This window comes from Spirosoma fluviale, from assembly GCF_900230225.1.
Classification (GTDB): Bacteria; Bacteroidota; Bacteroidia; order Cytophagales; family Spirosomataceae; genus Spirosoma; species Spirosoma fluviale.
The window spans coordinates 1-20852 of record NZ_OCNH01000006.1; the positions used below are offsets into that span (position 1 = coordinate 1).

The 20852-nt window shown below is 43.7% G+C and carries 14 protein-coding genes and 1 rRNA gene; 2 read left to right on the forward strand and 13 right to left on the reverse strand.

What is annotated here, in order from left to right; all coding sequences use genetic code 11:
- Positions 1-90: ribosomal RNA gene (locus tag CRO74_RS25000) — 16S ribosomal RNA — on the reverse strand; the annotation flags it as partial.
- 347 nt (positions 91-437) lie between these two features.
- On the reverse strand, positions 438-2069 hold the full coding sequence (pruA, locus tag CRO74_RS25005; protein WP_097129996.1) for an L-glutamate gamma-semialdehyde dehydrogenase: 1632 nt from the start codon (positions 2067-2069) through the stop codon (positions 438-440).
- Between the two features lie 141 nt (positions 2070-2210).
- Between pruA and thrC the strand changes: the two genes are divergently transcribed.
- Positions 2211-3518 (forward strand): threonine synthase, encoded by a 1308-nt coding sequence (thrC, locus tag CRO74_RS25010; protein WP_097129998.1) that lies wholly within the window; start codon positions 2211-2213, stop codon positions 3516-3518.
- Positions 3519-3586: 68 nt separating this feature from the next.
- On the opposite strand, the gene CRO74_RS25015 is transcribed toward thrC, so the two are convergent.
- The 5 genes from CRO74_RS25015 to CRO74_RS25035 all read right to left on the reverse strand — a co-directional run bounded on the left by CRO74_RS25015 (position 3587) and on the right by CRO74_RS25035 (position 12543).
- The gene (locus CRO74_RS25015) at positions 3587-5410 is read right to left on the reverse strand and encodes a tetratricopeptide repeat protein (RefSeq protein WP_097130000.1); all 1824 of its coding nucleotides are present in this window, start codon (positions 5408-5410) and stop codon (positions 3587-3589) included.
- A 487-nt stretch (positions 5411-5897) separates the two neighbouring features.
- On the reverse strand, positions 5898-6779 hold the full coding sequence (locus CRO74_RS25020; protein ID WP_097130002.1) for a class I SAM-dependent methyltransferase: 882 nt from the start codon (positions 6777-6779) through the stop codon (positions 5898-5900).
- 71 nt (positions 6780-6850) lie between these two features.
- Positions 6851-8713 (reverse strand): tRNA uridine-5-carboxymethylaminomethyl(34) synthesis enzyme MnmG, encoded by a 1863-nt coding sequence (mnmG, locus tag CRO74_RS25025; protein ID WP_097130003.1) that lies wholly within the window; start codon positions 8711-8713, stop codon positions 6851-6853.
- Positions 8714-8868: 155 nt separating this feature from the next.
- Entirely contained in the window at positions 8869-12171 is a 3303-nt protein-coding gene (locus tag CRO74_RS25030; RefSeq protein WP_097130005.1) for a DUF4175 family protein, read from the reverse strand.
- Positions 12172-12189: 18 nt separating this feature from the next.
- Positions 12190-12543: a hypothetical protein gene (locus CRO74_RS25035; RefSeq protein ID WP_097130007.1), complete on the reverse strand. Its 354-nt coding sequence runs from the start codon at positions 12541-12543 to the stop codon at positions 12190-12192.
- A 48-nt stretch (positions 12544-12591) separates the two neighbouring features.
- Here CRO74_RS25035 and CRO74_RS25040 point away from each other — a divergent pair, with 48 nt between their 5' ends.
- Positions 12592-13311: a ComF family protein gene (locus CRO74_RS25040; RefSeq protein ID WP_097130008.1), complete on the forward strand. Its 720-nt coding sequence runs from the start codon at positions 12592-12594 to the stop codon at positions 13309-13311.
- Between the two features lie 79 nt (positions 13312-13390).
- Here the strand turns inward: CRO74_RS25040 and CRO74_RS25045 are convergent, their stop codons facing one another.
- The 6 genes from CRO74_RS25045 to CRO74_RS25070 form a co-directional block, all read right to left on the reverse strand.
- On the reverse strand, positions 13391-14653 hold the full coding sequence (locus tag CRO74_RS25045; protein ID WP_097130010.1) for an SUMF1/EgtB/PvdO family nonheme iron enzyme: 1263 nt from the start codon (positions 14651-14653) through the stop codon (positions 13391-13393).
- Between the two features lie 39 nt (positions 14654-14692).
- Positions 14693-18046, reverse strand: a complete 3354-nt coding sequence (gene mfd, locus CRO74_RS25050; protein ID WP_097130012.1) for a transcription-repair coupling factor — start codon at positions 18044-18046, stop codon at positions 14693-14695.
- A 102-nt stretch (positions 18047-18148) separates the two neighbouring features.
- Positions 18149-18595, reverse strand: a complete 447-nt coding sequence (locus CRO74_RS25055) for a barstar family protein (protein WP_097130014.1) — start codon at positions 18593-18595, stop codon at positions 18149-18151.
- A gap of 193 nt (positions 18596-18788) precedes the next feature.
- A complete protein-coding gene (locus CRO74_RS25060; RefSeq protein ID WP_097130016.1) occupies positions 18789-19085 on the reverse strand; it encodes a muconolactone Delta-isomerase family protein in 297 nt (98 codons plus the stop codon).
- 11 nt (positions 19086-19096) lie between these two features.
- Positions 19097-19747: an alpha/beta hydrolase gene (locus CRO74_RS25065; protein ID WP_097130018.1), complete on the reverse strand. Its 651-nt coding sequence runs from the start codon at positions 19745-19747 to the stop codon at positions 19097-19099.
- 86 nt (positions 19748-19833) lie between these two features.
- On the reverse strand, positions 19834-20772 hold the full coding sequence (locus tag CRO74_RS25070; protein ID WP_097130020.1) for a ring-cleaving dioxygenase: 939 nt from the start codon (positions 20770-20772) through the stop codon (positions 19834-19836).
- Positions 20773-20852 lie beyond the last annotated feature (80 nt).

Below are 20852 nucleotides of genomic sequence, written 5' to 3' on the forward strand. Positions count from 1 at the left end.
ATAGAATCCCGAAGGAATCTACCGTTCGACTTGCATGTATTAGGCCTGCCGCTAGCGTTCATCCTGAGCCAGGATCAAACTCTCCATCGTAAATATGTTTGTCCCACCCGAAAGCGGGACGATGTTTATAGCCTTAAATAGTACTAACCTATTGATGTCAACATGTCAAAGAACTGTCTCACACTCTTCAGTGTGATTGCAAGACCAACCGTTGTTGGTCTTCCTTATATTTGGGAGTGCAAAGGTACAACACTCTTTCTTACTTGTCAAGTAAAAATTGAAAATATTTTTTGTCAATTTTTTCAAATCCCAATTGTAACTAATTGACTTAAAAGCATTTAGATTATTAATCTGCCTGATCTTTCGTCGTTTGGGAGTGCAAAATTAGGTGTTTAAAATCCTTTACGCAAGCATTGTTCAAAACTTTTTCTAAAAATTTATTCGACCTGCAAAAAAGGATATTCATAAGTCTTGGGAGGAGAAAACGTCTCCTTAATGGTACGGGCTGATACCCAACGATATAGGTTCAACGCCGACCCGGCTTTATCGTTTGTACCCGATGCCCGTGCGCCACCAAATGGCTGTTGCCCTACTACAGCTCCCGTTGGTTTATCGTTGATATAAAAGTTACCCGCAGCATTTTGAAGGACTTTTGCGGCCTGTTCGATTACATATCTGTCCTTCGAAAATATTGATCCCGTCAGCGCATAAGGCGAAGTTGTGTTGACAATTTGTAAGACATTGTCAAACTCTGAGGGTTCATAAACATATATAGATAGCAAGGGGCCAAAAATTTCTTCACACATAGTCCGGTAAGCCGGGTCTTCTACCTGCAACACGGTTGGTTCTATAAAGTAGCCTATACTTCCATCGAAATTCCCTCCCGCTACTATTCTTACATTATCCGTTTGTTTTGCCTCTTCTATGTAAGCCGTAATTTTTTCAAAAGCCCTTTCATCAATAACCGCGTTAACGAAGTTGGAGAAATCTTCCGTTACGCCCATTTTAATACTACTCAGGAACTGCTTCATCTTCGCTTCAACGGCTGGCCATAGGGTAGTTGGTATGTAGGCCCGTGAAGCCGCTGAACACTTTTGTCCCTGGTATTCGAAAGCACCACGTACTAAACCTGTGGCCACTTCATCAGCATCCGCCGATTCATGAACCATCACGAAGTCTTTCCCACCGGTTTCACCCACTATGCGAGGGTAGGTCTTGTACCTATGAATGTTTGCGCCAATTGTTCCCCAGATCTGTTGAAACACACCTGTGCTTCCAGTAAAGTGGATACCCGCAAAATCAGGGTGGTTGAAGATGACATCACCTGCTACCGGCCCATCTACGTAAATCAAGTTGATCACTCCAGCCGGTAACCCTGCTTCGATCAGAACTTCCATGATTACCTTAGCCGATAACACCTGCGTGTATGCAGGTTTCCAAACGACAGTATTGCCCATTAGGGCTGCTGACGTCGGTAGGTTTCCGGCGATAGCTGTGAAATTGAATGGCGTTAAGGCAAAGACGAACCCTTCGAGCGGACGGTATTCCAGGCGATTCCAGACCCCCGGCGCTGAACCTGGTTGTTGTCTATATATATCCGTTGCATAATGCACGTTGAACCGCAGGAAGTCGATCAATTCACAAGCTGAATCAATTTCGGCCTGGTACGCGTTTTTCGATTGCCCTAACATGGTGGCAGCATTGATTCTGGCCCGATATGGCCCGGCTATCAATTCGGCTGCTTTCAGGAAAATACCGGCTCTATGTTCCCAGCTTAAATCGGCCCAGGCTTTTTTAGCTTCTAAGGCCGCATTGATTGCGTTTTGAACGTGTTCGGCCTCTCCTTCATAGAAATAGCCGAGAGTGTGCTGGTGATCATGGGGAGGGGCAACTCGAAGTTTTCGATCTGTCCTTACTTCTTCCCCACCTATATACATTGGAATATCCGTTTCCTGCGATCGGAATTCTGCTAATGCTTTTTTAAGTGCTTCCCGCTCTGGAGAACCCGGGCGGTATTCTTTTACCGGTTCGTTTACCGGTGTTGGCACATTGAATGTTCCAAATGACATAATGAAGTGTTTTATTTTTTACAAATTTACGGATTGCCTTACTTATCCACTAATCCACAATAGTTTTCCACATTTTATGCCCATTTTTCGATTCATTGCCTTGATTTGCCGTACTTTGTATCTTTATTTTTCACATTGTCTATGCGTTTTTACAGCACCAATAGCCCGTCTGTAACTGTTTCAACTAAGCAGGCTCTCTTCCAAAGTATGCCTGCCGATAAGGGGCTTTACATGCCAACTCCCTTACCTTATCTCGGCGCTGACTTTTTTGCAGCTATTGCCAATCAATCACTAGCCGACATAGGATTTGCCATTAGTCAGGCATTGTTTGGTGATGAAATCAGTAAGGTTGATCTGGAAGAACTGACACATCATGCGTTTCCATTTTCAACGCCAGTTGTCGAATTGGAATCTGGTAAGGTTAGTGTTCTGGAATTGTTTCATGGCCCTTCACTTGCCTTTAAAGACGTTGGTGCTCGCTACATGGCCGGCCTGATGTCGTACTTCTCGAAGGAAACGGATAAAGAAGTGAATATTCTGGTTGCAACATCAGGTGACACCGGTGGTGCTGTCGCGATGGGCTTCCATAATGTGCCGGGCGTTCGGGTTTCTATCCTCTACCCCAGTGGTCGGGTTAGTGAATTACAGGAAAAGCAACTGACAACGCTTGGTGGAAATATCCAGGCCTTTGAAGTCGATGGTTCTTTCGACGATTGTCAGGCTATTGTAAAACAGGCTTTTGTTGATGCTGAGTTAAACGCCCATCTTTCCCTATCGTCGGCTAACTCAATCAACATCTTCCGTCTGATTCCTCAAGGCTTTTATTATGTAAGTGCTTTCGGGCAAGTGCAGTCCCACGGCAAGCCGGTTGTTTTCTCCACACCTAGTGGGAATTTCGGCAACTTAAGTGCTGGTGCGCTTGTGCAGAAAATGGGGTTGCCGGTTGCCCACTTTGTTGCTGCTACTAATCTCAATCACGTTGTCCCCAACTACCTTAAGACAGGTGATTACGTTCCTAAAGCGTCTATTGCTACCATTTCAAATGCGATGGACGTAGGAAGCCCAAGTAATTTTGTTCGGCTAGCGCACTTATACGACGATAACTATGACCAGTTTAAAGCGAACATGTCTGGTTATTTCTTCGATGACGATGAAACCCGGTCGGGAATGAAACGCATTTACCAAGATTATAATTATGTGTCTTGCCCACATACAGCTATTGGTATCATGGGTTTAGAGAACTATTTGAATTCTTCAAATCAGGATTTTACCGGTGTTGCTCTGGCCACAGCACATCCATCGAAGTTCAAGCCACTTGTTGAAGAAGTTCTTAACATACCTGTTGATGTTCCTGAGCGGCTTTCGGTCTTGTCGCGTCGTACCAAAATGAGCATACAGATACCGGCTACTTATGACGCTTTCAAAGAATCCTTTCTACAAACAGTTTAACATAGTTATCCACAAAAAAAGGCCTATTCACGTGAATAAGCCTTTTTTTGTGGATAACTATGTTACTATTAATTTAATGTATCTCCACGTAACGCTCTAAAGCGTTTGCGAGCCTCAGCGCCATAAATGCTCCCTGGATACTGAGTTAATACTTTCTGGTAGGCCTCCATGGCTGCCTGTTTATCTTTTAAACGCTCTTCATAGATTTTGCCCTGCGTGAATTGTGCATCATCACCCAGAATATCTTTCGGATAAGAAGCGACTATTTTTTTTAAGTCATCAAGTGCCTCTGCATATTTTCCTTGCTTCATGTAGGTATTTGCCCGCAGCCACAGTATCTCATCGACCAGACTATGTTCAGGGTAAGTTTTCAACATTTTGTTCAGTTCCTGCACGGCTTCATCTGTTTTATTCTGAAATAACATCAGGTCAATATCTGCATAATGACGCATGGCAGCCTCTGTACTATCCATCCCTGTGTTATCCACAATTAGCAAACTTAACTGCTCGGCATCGTTGGCAATTTCGCGAGAGGTTGCCAGCTTGAGCACGTCTAGCAGATCTTTCGCCACAGCCATATTACCCCGGTAATACTGTAGTTTGGCATTTTTCAGTTTCGCTTCGTAGCCAAGCAATTCTTCTTTTTGTGACTTCTCCACCTGTGAGTAAAGTAATGTCGATTCCCAGGGCTCTCCCTTTAAGAGGTAAATATCTCCTTTATCCAGTTTGCATCGGTCTACAAAGTTCTTATCAGTTTTACCCAGGTCGATGGCCAAGTCTAAAACAGTAAGCGCGGTGTCCTTGCTATCCAGGTAGTTCCCATACAGGTTTGCGGTACTCCGTAATGCTTCAAGGGTTTTCAGGTTTGTACCAATTTCCTGAAGCATTTTTTGGTAATCATTGATTAATTTTCTTATCTCTAGTTTATCAACAGGATATGTATTTTTAACCTGCTCCTCCCTGGCGTTGATCACTAACCGCCGGGCAAAAGGATATAGCTGTCCCTGTGGATATGTTGTGCACACATAGTCAAATGACTCAGCCGCTGTTTTGTATTCTTTGTTGTTCATCGCCAGCATACCCAGATCGTATACCCGGCTCCCGTTTAACTTTAGCCGCTTATCCGTTGCTTTCTCCTGGAGGAGTGCACGGCTGAATTTTTGTTTTTGGACAAAATACCAGATCAAAAGCTCATTGTAGGATAATTCGTTTGGCTCCTGCTGAATTTTAGAATATAGAGCTTTTTCCACAAGGGGTTCATCTTTGGTGTTGATAAACCCTTGTAAAGCGGCCAAAACGGTTTCTTTCTTTTCCGGTTGCTTACCCGTCAGAATAATTTCGTCGATGGCTTTTTCGGTTTGACCAGTCGATCGATACAACGTCATTAATTCTTCACTGTAGGCCGTCTGGTCTTTGCTGACTTCACGGGCCGTCTCCAGCGCTCGGATCGCCCAGCGGCTCTCTCCTGCTTCGCTGAAGGCAGCCGCCAGCTTTTCGAGCTTGGCTATGGACGACTTACTCGATTGTACTGCGGCTGTGAACTGGGTTTTAGCCTGGGTCGTGTCGCCCTGTTGGCTGGCCAGCTGTCCACTCAATAGCTCATAGTATGATTTGTTGGCCTCATCACCTCGCTGTTGCTTACGCAGATACTTGACGGCATCCTCTGCTTTGTTTATTTTTTGTAAGCTATACACATACCTGGAAAGCCTGGACCAGGTCACCTCCGTCTTTAACAACTTGGCGTATTCATTCGCGGCTTTTTCAAATTCGCCGGCTTTATAATATTCTTCGGCCAGCGTCGCTCCGCTCGATGCGGGCCCAACTTGTGCGCAGGCTAGTCCAGCAGACAACACCCACAGTAGTGCAATAATGACTTTTGACCTTATTAACATTTTATAAAAAGGCTTTTTAAAAAGAACGTTGTTTCAACTATTAGTCATGTGGAAATGTGTATAAATAAGTTGTCCACCAATCAATATACTCAATGTGGATAAGAAGAACAAGATATCCACTTACTTAACTTCAATTATCCACCTCCAAATGGTTAGTTGTTAAGTAAATAACATTTTATCCACAATTTGTGTGTTGAGATCTTGTGGATTTGTGTATAAACTTAATGCACAACTTTAACTGGGGAAAATTTGTGGAGCTAACTGGTATATGTTGTAGTTTCTCCACAAGTACTCATCTTTCTTTCACGGTTGTGGATTACTTATAGCTTCTTCCACATCTACTGTAGGCCTTGTGAACACATTATCCACGTATCGGTATGAGTTATTCACACGGTTATTCACACAAAAGTTTAATTTTTTTAATTTAGAATTGACCTTTCCCCGATTTGTCAGAATTCACCCCGATACACATCTGGTAACGCAATAATTATGCCTGCTTAAAGAGATAGATTAGGCTGGAGGAATTACCTGTACTTCTAGCCTTTACGTTTGATGATAATCCGACCTGTACGCTTTTCAGATAATCGGTCTTTCCGTTTTGATAGCGGGTGCTTAACATGGCAATGTAAAAAGCATCGAATACCATAGGTAGTTGCTTAACCAATTTAAAACCGTGTTTGTTAAAGAGAGGCTCTATTGTTAAGGGAGTGAAATGATGTAAGTGGCGAGGTACATCATAAGCAGCCCAGTACTCTTTAAAGAGCTGAGCATCGTATGAATCTGAATTTGGTACGGCTATTAATAAGGTGCCCTGCTCTGTTAATAAATTACGGAGTTGCTGTATAGATTCGCTCAGATTTGGAATATGTTCGAGCACATGCCATAGTGAGACAATATCGAAGGGTTCAGCTCCTGCTAGTGCTTCTAAGTCAGGTTTTACTTCTGCCTGTAGTTTTTCTTTAGCCATGGCGCGGGCGTCTGGATCTGGTTCCATACCCGTTATCGCCCAACCACCCTTCTGACAACTTTCCAGAAAAGCACCTGTTCCACAACCCACGTCTACTATTCTTCCGGGTTTTCCAGTAAGCTCGTTGATCAGATTTAACTTCGACTGTAAGGTATAATTTCTGACTGTCCGATAAGCCGTGTTGATTAGACCGCCACCCTTATCGTTGTGGGAAACATACTGGTCAGACTTATAATAAGCGCCAATCGAATTTCCATCTGGCCGTGGATTTGTCAATCGAAACCCGCATTGCTGACACTGCTGTATTTCAAATTTTTGATTGCTAACCAGGTAGTCTTCACAAACTAAATAAGGGCTAAATGTGCTGTTGTCACAGACTGGGCAATGTGTTACGGTTTCCAAAGCAGTTAGTAGAATTGAGTGAATACAATAAGGGTGTCAACTTTTCAGATTAAGCTGACACCCTAAAATTTTTAGCGGCCCATATAGACCAATAGAATAGAAACATCTGACGGACTAACCCCACTAATTCGAGAAGCCTGCCCGATGGTTGATGGCCGTAGACGTTTAAGCTTTTCTTTACCTTCGTAGGAAAGTGCTTTCAGCCGGTCATAATCGAATGTGGGGTTAATGGAAAGGTTTTCCCATTTATCGAGTTTATCGGCATTTTGCTTCTCTCGGTTTAGGTAGTCTTCGTATTTAATTTCGATGACCGTTTGCTCAATCGTCTCCTCCCCTACCCCACTCGGCATATCCGGCAGATTGCTGAGGATGCTTTTTACGTCAGCTTGGTCAATTTCTGGACGTTTTAATAGGGTGTATAAACTCCCCTTTTCCCGTAGTGGTGCACTTCCCTTAGATTCCAGAAAACTGTTTATCTCTTCAGGTTTTACTTTAGTGATCCGAATGGCTTCAGTTAACTGAGCGATTCCTTCCCGCTTTGCCACCATTGTATCGTAGCGTTCCTGCGAAGCTAATCCGATAGCATATCCTTTTTCGGTAAGGCGAAGGTCCGCATTATCCTGTCTTAGTAAGGTCCGGTATTCTGCCCGGGACGTGAACATACGATAGGGCTCTTCTGTCCCTTTTGTAATCAAATCATCAATTAATACGCCGATGTATCCTTCCGAACGCTTGATTGTAAACTCAGCTTCTTCGTTGCTATTTCTGTGTGCATTAATACCGGCCATTAGTCCCTGACAGGCGGCTTCCTCATAACCGGTTGTCCCGTTTATCTGCCCGGCAAAAAAGAGATTATGTACTAATTGGGTTTCAAGTGTTGGCTTCAACTGGGTTGGTGGAAAGAAATCATACTCAACCGCGTAGCCTGGTCGAAACATCCGTACGTTTTCAAACCCCTGAATTTTGCGGAGGGCATTGTATTGGACTGTTTCTGGCAACGATGTAGAAAAGCCATTCACATACACCTCTACAGTATCCCAGCCTTCTGGTTCTACGAAGATTTGATGTCGGTCTTTGTCGGCAAACCGATTGATTTTGTCTTCCACCGATGGACAATACCGTGGCCCAAGCCCTTTGATCCGACCCGTAAACATGGGGGATTTATCGAAGCCAGTTTTTAGTTCATCGTGTACTGCCTGGTTGGTGTAGGTTATCCAGCAACTGCGCTGCTTGGTTAGAGCTGGCGTATTTGTGTAGGAAAACTTACTAGGGTTTTCATCGCCCAACTGTTCTTCCATTAACCCGTAGTTGAGGCTTCTTCCGTCGACTCGGGGTGGAGTTCCGGTTTTCATCCGGCCTGCTTCAAAGCCTAGTTGAACCAACTGCTCAGTTAATCCAGTTGCCGAACGTTCTGCCGTTCTGCCTCCACCAAATACTTTCTCGCCAATAAACATCTGGCCATTTAGAAATGTACCGTTCGTCAATACAACTGCTTTGGCATTGAATTCAACGCCCAGACTTGTTTTAACTCCCTTTACACGGCCATCTTTAACAATAACTTCATTAACTGTGTCCTGCCAGAAATCTACATTCAGGTTTTCTTCCAATGCTTTCCGCCACTCCCAGGCAAATACATTCCGGTCGCTTTGGCAACGTGGACTCCACATAGCTGGGCCTTTTGAGCGATTTAGCATTCTAAATTGAATCATGCTTTTATCGCTTATTATTCCCGAAAGCCCGCCAAGTGCGTCCACTTCCCGTACAATTTGACCCTTTGCAACTCCTCCCATGGCAGGGTTACAAGACATCTGCGCAATGGTTTGCATATTCATTGTAATCAGTAAAACCTTGGAACCCATGGTTGCTGCAGCATTTGCCGCTTCGCAACCAGCATGACCCGCCCCTACTACAATGACATCGTATGAAGAATACATTTCTGTGTTTTTTGAAAAATGTTTCACGTGGAAACTTTTCACAAAATTGTTAAAAGTTGTTGAAAAGGTAAAACGTGATAGTTGATTGATACAAGCGCAACAAAAAACCGCCGACCTTAGTGCAAAGTCGGCGGTCTTAAAAAAAAAGTGAGATTTTACTTACTTACCTTCTGTAAATACTGATTTGCTTCTTTTTTGTAGAAAAGATTATAATTCGGTGTAACAGAGCGAAGAACTTCAACTTGCTTTGTTTTTTGTTGAAAGTTTGTTGAATCAAAGAAAGATGGGGTACTTTTCTTCGTTGTCTTTGCGGCTTCTGCCTGCCGCTTTGGATCTTCTTCCTGTTGCTTCAACGCTTTTTCTGATTCGAGTAAACGAGTTAATATCTCATTCTGCCGATTGATTGTATTCGGATTCACCCTTTTATTAACTAAGTCAGTTTCGGCTTCATCCATCTTTTCCATCAGTTCTTTCACCTGTTTTTCCTGTTGTTTACCCGCTTCCGTCCCTTTTGCATTTTCCTCAAGCTTTTTGAGCATGCTGCGAATCATTGCCTGCTCGGCGGCCATTTGCGAAAGTTCTTCTGAAAGTCCCCTACCCGTCTTTCCTCCTTTCTGCATCTGCTGCATCTTGGCATTTAACTGCTTCTGCATTTCGCCCATGCCACTGGGGTTATCACCTTTTTTACCACCTTTTCCTTTACCGGGCATTGACATGGCGTTCATTTGTTGCTGCATGTTTTTCAGTACATCGCTAAGCATGAGCGCTAGGTTATTGATCGAAGTCATGGCGAACTGCTGTTTAGACGAAGCCATGCTTAACCGACGATCTTTTAGCTGTTGAACACTTTCATCCATGTAGAACTTCATATTGGTAAGTTCCCGAGTCACGAACGACTGAATCTGTACTACCCGACTAGCAAGTGCATTCAGGCTATCTTCAATGATTTTAGCATCATCCTGAAGCTTCAATTGTTCTTGTGATAACTTCGTAACGCGTGGGTCCTGAAGGCTCATACCACGGAAATCTTTCATGACCCGTTCCTGGCCAAAAGACAGAGTGATAAGGTTATCGAGGATATTTCTGAGATCATCCATGTTTTCCTGCATCTCTTCCATTTCTGACGATTGCATAGATTCTTTCATGGCTTTACTCATCTGTTTCATAGCCTTTGCTGACTTTTTCTGTTTTGAAGAGGCCTGTTTTCCCTGGTTGCTCTTCATATCTTTGGCCGCATCTTCCATTTCTTTCTCAATTTCCTGCTGTTCCTTTTCGGTAGATTCAGGCTTATTGAGATCATCCTTTTCAGCTTCTTTCTCAAGCTCCTTTATTTGCTCTTTTGTATTTTTAAAGTCTTCTTGAGACTTCTCCTGTTGTTTCTGCTGCTCTTGGGTGGTCTCATTCTTCTTCTCACTTTCTTGTGCTTGCTTTTCCAGTTGCTCCGCCTGTTTTTCCAAATTTTCAGCAACGTTATTTACTTTTTGCTCAAGTTGCATCTGCTTGAAAAGCTTGAGCGCCCGGTCTAAATCGCGTTCCAGATTCTTCTCTTTTCGAGTCAATCGATCCAGCATGTCCGAAGCTTTCTCATCCTGTTTACGTTCGAGAAGTTGTTTGAGTTGCTCATACAACTGTTTCGATTCGGGATCTAGCAAGTCTTTAAACAGCTTTTGAAGCTGCTCCATTTTATCCTGTAGTGCCTGATTTTTTTCAGCAAAACGTTGTTGTGTATCATTCGTTTTCTGCATCTGCTCCTGTAGCTTCTGAACCTCTTTCATCAGCTCTTCTCGCTTCTGCAGTATCTCCTGAAGTTGCTTCTTGTCCTGGAAATCGGATGATTTCTTCGTCCGCATCCGGTCTTCCATCGTTTGAAGCTCTTTCTTTATCTCTTGCGTTTTGCTTAGTGCGTTGTCAATCTGCTGCTCCGTTTTCTCGGCTGATTTATCAACCTGCTTCTGGATTTCGGCATTAGACGGAATAATAAAGTTGAGCTGATTTGATCGGCTGGACTTCGCTCCATTAACACCATCATTGTCCCAAACCTGTACAAAGTATTCCAAACGGTCTTCCTGTCCAAGCTTTAGACTATCGAGCGACCAGTTATAGACAAAATTTTGCGAGGTGGTTGACCTATTGACCGGGATGTCTTTTACATACGTTTGTGATGATTTTCCATTGCGGTTAATCTTGTAATTCAGCTTTAGTTTCGAGAAGCCGTAATCATCGGATATTAGCCCGGAAAGTGCTATGTAATTATAAGTTACAGTGTCCTGAATTCGATCGACTGAAATCTGCGGATAACGATCTGGAATTACCTGGACATTATACTGTATTGTAGACGGAGACGCAACCTGCCCATTTTTTAACGACACCGTATAAGCAGCATTTTGCATCAAACGTCGATTCAAAATGAAGGTATTGTCATCAACCAGTCGAGCAGCAGTGGGCTTAGCTTCTGTGTTAAACCTGAATAATAAGGAATCAGTATGATCAGCTGCAAACTCCCAATTGACAACAGTTCCTTGTGGAACAAGCAGGTTACCAACGTTTGAAAGCTGCTCAGATGGCTTATTTAAATAAGCGGGATAATCAAGCTTAACATTGAACGAAAGGACGGCTGGCCGGTCAATTAAGGCCACTTTATACTCCGGCGAGTTGTAGTCAGAGGCCTCCAGACGAAAGTCGAGATCTCGCTGAAGATTATCAAAATTGTAGGTAAACTGATTTCCCGATTGTTCGAGTTTAAAGCGGGTTCCGTTTGCAACAACGTAAACGGACTGGGGTAATACATCGCCCACCAGTTTGACCGAAAGTGGGAAATCTTCGTTTCTAAATGCTTTAAGCTCTTTGTTCTGAACAACGAATTGAAACGGAGCTTCTTCTACAAACTCTTTATTGTAATTGACCAGCCGCGTCGATGACTTGGCAAAAAAGGCTGGGTTTAGAATCAGAATCAACAAGATAATTGCCAACGGAGGAATAGCATATTTTAAAAATTGCCGGTTCCGACTAATCTGAATAGCATTTGCAAAACGGTTAATTAATAGTTGCTGCGACCGCTGGTTTAAGCTAGCCTGCAATAAATCACTTTGATCGTTTGAGATGCGCTGTAATTGAAGCGTGTTCAGCAGCTTATCCCCTACTTCTGGAAAAAACATACCGATTTGACGAGCTGCTTCATCATTTGAAAGTGGCTTATTCAGCCCGTATAAATTAAATAAGGGACGAAGAACCAAGAGGTAAAGTCCCACCAAAACGCTGAGTAAAAAACCAAAAAACAAAGCGCCCCGCCCTACTGAGTTGAAGCGGCCAATAAACTCAGCCGTGTTAATAAACAAGTAACCAGTACACAGCAGGGCTACGAAAAATAAGCTACCCTTCACTAACTGATTCTGAAAATAACGTTTTTTATACTCATCAATTCGCTGAAGCAGCGTGGTATAAGCAGATGAAGCTTGCATAAAATTCAGATTGAGCAGTTAAACTAATAGAGTATCGAAGTACTGAATAACGTGTTGTTTTAAAAAAATCTCCTGAGCTAACAAATCCCCATGAGGAATTGGCTTTGCCAGTGTCCATTGGGGCCATCCGTCTTTATCGTGGCCTTCGAACACATAATAGCCTTCTGTGCTAAGCACCCGGCAAACGGCAATATGCATTAAGTCTTGTTTGGCTTCTTTCGAAAAACGTTTTGGACCTGTGCCCAATTCCTGCACACCAATTAAGAACAGAACAGCGTTAAGATCGGCGGGACGTTTTCCAACGAGAGCCTGTAACTGATTCAATAATTCTTCCCACCGTTTATCGAGACTATTTTCAGTTTCTGAAAGCATAAAATTTATTCTTCTTCCTAAATTACAACGTTTTATCTTATCAAACGAATGCGCACCATCGTTCAAAGAATTTATCTGCTTATAGGCGATTTTGTCGATCTACTCTATCCCACCCTATGTGTTGGTTGCGCTAAATCTTTGGGTTTCAATGAAAGGGTATTATGTACAAAATGCCGGATCAACCTTCCCGAAACAAATCAACACAAGGAGCCGTATGATGAAAATCTCCTCAATAAGTTTGCCGGAAAAGTGCCTGTACGGTTTTTAGCGTCGTTTGTCTATTTTAAAAAAGGTGGAATTGTCCAGAAACTAATTCATACTATCAAGTACAAGGGACAAAAAGAAGCTGCTAAAGAACTAGGAAACTGGTATGGGTATCAATTAGCTACTGAGAGTACTCTACTAACGGAAATAGACATGTTTATTGGCGTTCCTTTGCACAAGAGCCGTCTTCGGCAACGTGGTTACAATCAGGCAGATTGGATTGCAAGAGGACTCTCTGAAGCCCTTAACATACCTGTAGCGGAAGATGTTTTAATCTGTCTAAAGATTAAGAATTCACAGACTCGAAAAAATAGAATGGAGCGTTGGGAAAATGTTAAAACCGTTTTTTCAGTTCAGAATTCTAGTAAGGTGAAAGGTAAAAACATTGTTCTTGTTGATGATGTCTTAACCACAGGAGCTACTCTTGAAGCCTGTACCGCTGAATTACTGAAATTTGGTTGTAATTCAGTTGGTATTTTAACGTTAGCCGCAGTCAACCGATAAGTCAAGTCGCTGTATACCAGTATAATACAAAAGCGGACAACCTTTTTAGGTTGCCCGCTTTAAATAAGGGTTGAACAGCTTATTTGTTCCTTCCTACACCAATCATGGCGCATCGGAAACCGATCATTGCCGTAGCCGAATCCTGATCCAGGAACCGGCGTGTACCTGGCGATAACCAGTAAGCAACATCATTCCAAGAACCTCCTTTGTACACACGAAGCTTGTCATCAATCAGTGACTGCTTATTCTTTGTGTCATAATTTTTGGAGTCATCCAAATAACCATTCCGACGAATTGGGTTTAGGTCATTAACGTCCTGATAAGACAATGGACGATAAACGTCATACACCCACTCGTTCACGTTACCGGCCATATTGTAAAGACCGAAATCGTTGGCTGGATACGCATAAATTTCAGCTGTGATAATAGCACCATCGTTCGAACGACCGGCAATACCGGCGTAGTCACCCCGGCCACGCTTGAAGTTTGCCAGCATTTGGCCTTGTTTGCGACCTTTCTTAGGATTACGAACCGAAGAACCATCCCACGGGTATATTCGCTGATTGATTTGGTTCTCGTCCATGTACTGCGTGCCTATGAGCGCTTTAGCAGCGTATTCCCATTCGGCCTCCGTTGGTAGACGGTAATCAGGAAGAACTAGCCCACTTTCCAGACTTGGTTTGGCGGGAGCTGTTGACGCTGTTGCTTCAGCTAAAGCCGGTTCAGCAGGGGCTTTAGATTTACGTTTTAAAGAGAAGCCACCACTTTTTGCTTTTGGCGCACCACCTTTAGCTAATTCGTTGTTAACGGCATTGGACCGCCAAACGGCATAATCGCTAGCCTGTACCCAGGATACACCCACAACCGGATAATATCGGAAGGCAGGGTAACGAAGGTATTGGGTTACGTAAGAATCATTGAACGAGAGTGGATTCGCCCAAACGGTTGTGTCTGGCAGAGCCGCTTTAACAACCTCTTCGGATGAATCACGAGAAATAGCGTTCAAATATTCAAGATAGTGAACGTTCGCCATCTCAGTTTCGTCCATGTAGAACGACTGAATCGAAACAGTGCGCTCCCGGTTATCCCGGCTATTCATCACATCCTCTTCAAGCGCGCCCATCGTGAAACGGCCTCCCTCGATAAAAACAAGGTTTGGACCTGCTTTCTGTCCCGCAAATTTCTTTACCTGGAAACCTTCTTTCTGGTTATAAGCAATTCCCGTCGCCGTACTCTTTTTACCGGGCTGCACACTGGTCGGGTGCTTGGACTTACAGGATGCCAGGGCCGCCGTTGCCAGGAGCACAAAAGCCGCTCGTTGCAGGTGATACTTTTGAATCATTGCTCTTATTTGTGTAAAACGTAGGTGCAAAAATCGTAATTAATTTGTCAATGCGCCCATTATTTCGTCTAATTGCTCGACTGAATAAACGTCGGAATGCGTTATAATTGGCCTTCCCTTTGACTCCTTTAACGAACTTTTAGTTGGGTTTCGCTTGATGTACTCAATTACCTTGCCAAACTGGTCAGACTTAAAGAACTCATCGTTCCCGTTAGAAACGAAGTATCCTTTCATGATATTATTCTTAAGCGTCAGTTTTTCAAGGTACAATTGCTCTGCTTTCCAGCGAACATTTACCATTTTAATGAGGTTTTCGACTTCTTCTGGCATTGGCCCGAACCGGTCGATAACTTCCTGCCGAAAGGCCTGAACCTCATCGTTGTTCTTAAGACTGTCAAGGCGAGTATATAACGCTAATCGTTCCGAAATATTCGATACATACTTTTCTGGAATAACAACTTGTAAATCAGTTTCGATGACTGTGTCTGGAAGAGATAGTTTTAGATCGCCCGGCTTTGTTTCGAAGAGGTCTTTAAACTCATTTTCCCGCAATTCCTGAACAGCTTCGTCAAGTACTTTATGGTACATTTCAAAGCCAAGATCATTTACAAATCCACTCTGTTCGGCTCCTAGTAAATTTCCAGCTCCCCGAATGTCCAGATCGCGCATGGCTATTTTAAACCCTTCACCCAAATCAGAGAAATCTTCGAGTGTTTGCAGTCGTTTGCGGGCATCGGCGGTAAGTACAGAGGGCGGTGGTGTAAGCAGATAACAAAACGCTTTACGATTTGACCGTCCTACTCTGCCGCGCATCTGGTGAAGGTCTGATAAACCAAAATAATGTGCATTGTTGATCAGAATCGTATTCGCGTTTGGTATATCCAAGCCTGATTCAATGATATTCGTTGAAATCAGTACGTCATAATCACCTTCAATGAAGCGGGTCATCATTCGCTCCAGTCGATCTCCCTCCATCTGTCCATGCGCAACGCCAACACGGGCTTCAGGAACAAGACGCATGATCAAGTTTCCAATCGACTCGATGTCATTGACCCGATTATGAACAAAAAATACCTGCCCGCCACGACGAATTTCATAACTGACTGCATCCCTGATTGTCGCTTCGTTAAACGCGTGAACTTCTGTCGTTACGGGTTGTCGGTTTGGTGGTGGTGTGGCAATAACGGATAAGTCCCGTGCGCCCATTAAGGAGAAGTGTAGCGTGCGTGGAATAGGCGTGGCTGTAAGGGTAAGAACATCAACTTCAACACGCATTTCTTTCAACCGATCTTTGGTTTTTACGCCAAATTTCTGTTCTTCATCAATGACCAGCAGGCCTAAATCCTTGAATTTGATGTCTTTGTTCACAATGCGATGGGTACCAATCAGAATCCCAATTTCGCCAGATGTAACCCCTTTTAAGATTTCCTTGATCTGTCCTGCCGATCGAAACCGATTAATGTACTCAATCTTGACCGGAAAGTCGGCCATACGCTCCGAAAATGTTTTGAAGTGCTGCATAGCCAGAATGGTCGTTGGTACCAATACTGCCACTTGTTTATTATCCGTTACGGCCTTAAAGGCTGCCCGTATGGCAATTTCTGTCTTGCCAAAGCCTACATCGCCACAGACCAGACGGTCCATTGGGTGCGGACGTTCCATATCATCTTTAACGTCGTTGGTCGCTTTAGCCTGATCGGGGGTATCCTCGTAGAGAAATGACGATTCGAGTTCGGCTTGCAGGAAACTATCGCGGCTGTAGGCAAAGCCAGGCGCTGTTCGACGTTTGGCGTACAGGGCAATCAGCTCACGCGCTATGTCTTTTACCTGCTTCCGGATACGGGATTTTTTCTGCTCCCATTCCTGCGAGCCAAGCTTACTCATCGTTGGTGGGCCCCCTTCCCTACCACTGTATTTGGCTATCTTGTGAAGACTGTGAATACTGACCAGCAAGATGTCATTATCACGGTATATGAGTCGGATTGCTTCCTGCTCATTTCCGGAATGATCAACTTTTTCAAGACCGGCGAACCGACCGATTCCATAATCAACATGCGTGACATAATCGCCCGGTTGAAGGGTTTTTAACTCACGAAGGGTTAATGCTTTTGACTTCGAGAATTTGTCCTGAACGCGGTATTTGTAATACCGGTCGAATATCTGGTGATCGGTGAAACAAGCGATTTTCAACGCTTCGTCCATGAAGCCTTCTCGTAGCCCGATATTCATAGGTTGAAACTTGACAAAGGGGTCAAGCTCCTCGAAAATTGTCCTTAAGCGATCAAGCTGTTTGTATGATTCCCCCGCAATAATGTTGGTAAATCCCTTAGACTGGTTATCGCCCAGTGTATCGATCAAGCGCTTGAAATCTTTATTAAAAGATGGCTGTGGCTTTGAACTGTACTGTTGACGGCCTTCGGTTTTAAAATAGAATTTGCGTCCAAACTCGACTGTTCGTAACCGTTTTAACTCATTCAGAAAAGTGCGCCGAGTTTCAAATAGTGAGTTTGGATCAGAAACAACCTTAATGCCACCGCTGTTAGCCAGGACGGTAGCAAAACTCTGCTCTGCTTTTTCGAAACATTTTTCAATGATCTCCAGCGTAAATTCGACATCTTTTGCCCAGACAGTTGTGGCCTCCGGGAGAAAATCGAAGAAGGGCTCACGGCTTTCCTGAACCAGTTTTGTCTGAATGTTCGGGATGATGTTGATAAACTCTACCGGATCTGTTGATAACTGCGACTCTGGATTGAATTTTCGAATGCTTTCTACCTCATCGTCAAACAGATCTATCCGAAACGGAAACTCGCTGGCGAAGGAAAAGACATCAATGATACCTCCCCTTACCGAGAATTGTCCGGCTTCGTAGACAAAATCAGTCTTTTCGAACTCGTAAGTCTGAAGTAATTCGGAAACGAAATGCGTATCCAGCTTCTCACCTACCCGAATCGTTAGAGTATTGGCTTGTAGAGAACGTTTATTGATTACCTTTTCCGAAAGAGCTTCGGGATAGGTAACCATTAATAAGCCATCTTTCGGTGCCGGGTTCAGCTTATTAAGTACTTCGGCTCGCATCAACACATTGGCGTTCTCAATCTCCTCGTATTGGTACGGCTTTTTATAGGACATTGGGAATAGCAGCACTTCCCTTCCCAACAAATTTTGCAAATCATTAAAGAAGTAGGCCGCTTCATCCCGATCAGTCAAAATGTATAAGTGGTTTCCGCCAACCGTCTTAAAGATTGTTGATGCCAGCACAGCGTCCAGACTTCCGGCCAAGCCTTTAATTTGCAATCGCTGTGGCTCGCTGGATGGTTTACGACTGAACGGTTCTGCCAGTAGTTTAATAAAACTATCGTCGGCATAGAGGCCGAGTAATTCGTCAGGTTTCAAACGGAAGTCAGGTTGTATGACACACACGAAAAGCCGCTGGAAGGTCTTTCCGGCGGCATAATCGTGTAACAGCGGGTTTTGAAAATTTGTTGCGTCAAAGGATTATTTAAGCTCCGATAATTGGGCATAGGCTATACTTTCCCCGTCGAGCAGCTTACGAATGCGCGGGCTCTCTTCGAAAACGATAATAATCTCTTTTCTATCGAGTGCTTCATCCTCGTCTACCCATTTCCAATCTTCGGCGGTGGCGTCCAGAATGCTGAGCACGCTGCCAATTTTGGCTGGGTCGCGCTCTTTATTGATGAATTCGTTTGTGTTTGTAAAGTATAAAATTAACCGTTCATCTTCCAGCCATTGAAGATCATTTAACGAATCGTTAAGAGCTTCCAGTGTAAAACCGAAGTTTGGAATCTCCAGTAAATCAGCCATTTCTTCGTAAAACTGTCGTAAAGTTAGGGCATGTTTTCCGTCAATGTTGGCAATAAAATCGTTCGCAAAATGGGCTTCTAATTCGCGTTCAGTCTGACAAATGAGGATGTTGGGTGTCATGAGATTTTTATAAAGAAGTGCTTGAGAATATAAAGAGTAATAGTTTCACGTGAAACTGAAAATCAAGCAGTTGTAATGCTAAGTAACCACTTATACCCTGGTTACTTAAGTGAATGAGAATACAAATTACTTACAAAAGTACAATTTTAGTAAATAAAAAAACCCTCTAAAATCAGAGGGTTTTGTGAGATGATTAATTTAAAGAGAAGAGCGGAATTCGAGCGGCTACCATATTATGAAACATAAGCTCTGTGATCATGGGTGTCATGTACTTGATCAATGGAAACTCTGAAATAAATTCAATTACTTCCAGTTCCGAATCTGCTTTACAAATGCACCAAAGTTTATGTCGATCAATAGAAAGTGAATATGACAGTAAAAACCCCTTTTCCATCAACTCCTCCACTTTGAGCCGTTGGGCAGGAATGCGGTTCTCAAATCCTTCATCCAGCACGGTCGGAAGATCAAATTCAACCATATATTGGCTCATAGGCGTTATCGTTAAATAAGAGCCGGACGTGGTCGGTCTCCGGCTATCAGCAAATTAACAATGTTTAGCTCATCTTCGTTAATACTATGCGGAAAATTTGGGTACAATTTAGTCGTGACGTCGGCCCCTAAACCCTGAAATATAGTCTCAGATTCCAGAACGCGATTTTTTGGTATATGAGAATCGGTATCACTGCAGCCCAAAAAGATCGGTGTTTTAGTAAGTGACCCTTCGTAGGTACGGGGAGTACCGTCCGGGCCGATTAATCCGCCACTAAGGCCAAACACCCCCCCATATTCCGTAGCATTGCGGGCGACAAATTCGAGCATTAGACAGGCCCCCTGCGAAAAACCGAGCCAGTAAATTTGCGGTAATTTGAAATTAAAGTCAGCCTGAAGCCGACCGCGTAAGCTTGCCAGTACTTCGAGAGCCGAGGATAAATACGGTTCATTTTCATTCATCGGCCGCAGAAATGAATGCGGATACCAAGTATTTCCCTGAGCTTCTGGAGCGATAAAGGCAAAATCTTTATCCTGAATATGATTGGATAAGGACAAAATATCCCGTGCTGAACCCCCGCGGCCATGAACCATAACCATGACTTTGGTAGCTTCTTCCAACGGTTTTCCCGCCGTATGGATGTTGTTCGGATTGTGTATCATAAGTGGATGAACATAGTGGCACGGAGAACACAACGAATTGATAAATGCTAAAACCTAGTGTTCTACATGCCACTCTGTTTAAAAAGTTATATCAGACTGATTACAGGCAACCCGGCTTCAATTTTGGCCCGTCGGGGTTCATATTGTGGGGGCAGTTTTAAAGCTGTACCCAATTCCGCGAGGGGCTCATCAACGGTAAATCCAGGAGGATTGGTTGCTATTTCAAACAGGATTCCGCCCGGCTCACGGAAGTAGATACTGTTAAAGTAATTTCGATCCTGAACGGGGGTAACATGATAACCGGATTCGGATAACTGCTGTTGAATAATTAACTGCGTTTCGTCGGAATCCGTCGAGAAAGCGACGTGGTGAACCGAACCAGCCCCCTGCAACGCATGTACGTCTTTAGGAGAATGTAATACGTCGACAAAGTTACCGGAACCGCCAACACCCGCTTTGAACCGGAAACGGCCTTCTTCCTCCCCTACAAGTGTATGCTGCATGGTTTCCGTTAACAATTTAACGGTCCGGTCAGGATTGATTTCGTTCAGAGTCACTGTATGAAAACCTCGTACAGCGTACTCAGCGGGTATCCGGCCGTTGGCCCAGCCGGGGCGCTGGTCCTCATCCGTAAAGACGAGTTCAATACCCATGCCGTCAAAATCCTCAAAACGTACATACGATTCCGAAAACCGTTTGTACGGACCAGCATACGGAATATTCCGTTCGTGCAGTCGGTCCATCCAAAAGCTAAGAGATGCAATTGGTGCCGAAAACGCCGTGTACGTTAATTGCCCAACACCTTTTCGTCCACGGGGTAAATTGCCGTATGGGAAAAAGGTTAATATAGTACCAGGCGAACCCGTTTCGTTTCCATAATATAAATGGTAAACATCCGGGGCATCGAAATTGACGGTTTTTTTAACCAGCCGTAATCCCAAAATGTCTGTATAGTAGTCAACATTCCGTTGGGTATCACCTGCTAAGGTAGTAACGTGGTGCAAGCCGTTTATGAGCGTTTCCATAAATATTTAAAGTTTCTAACTGGCTAAAAGGTTTTAAATGTTTCTACATTTGATGTATATACATTTAATTTTGGCAAAAT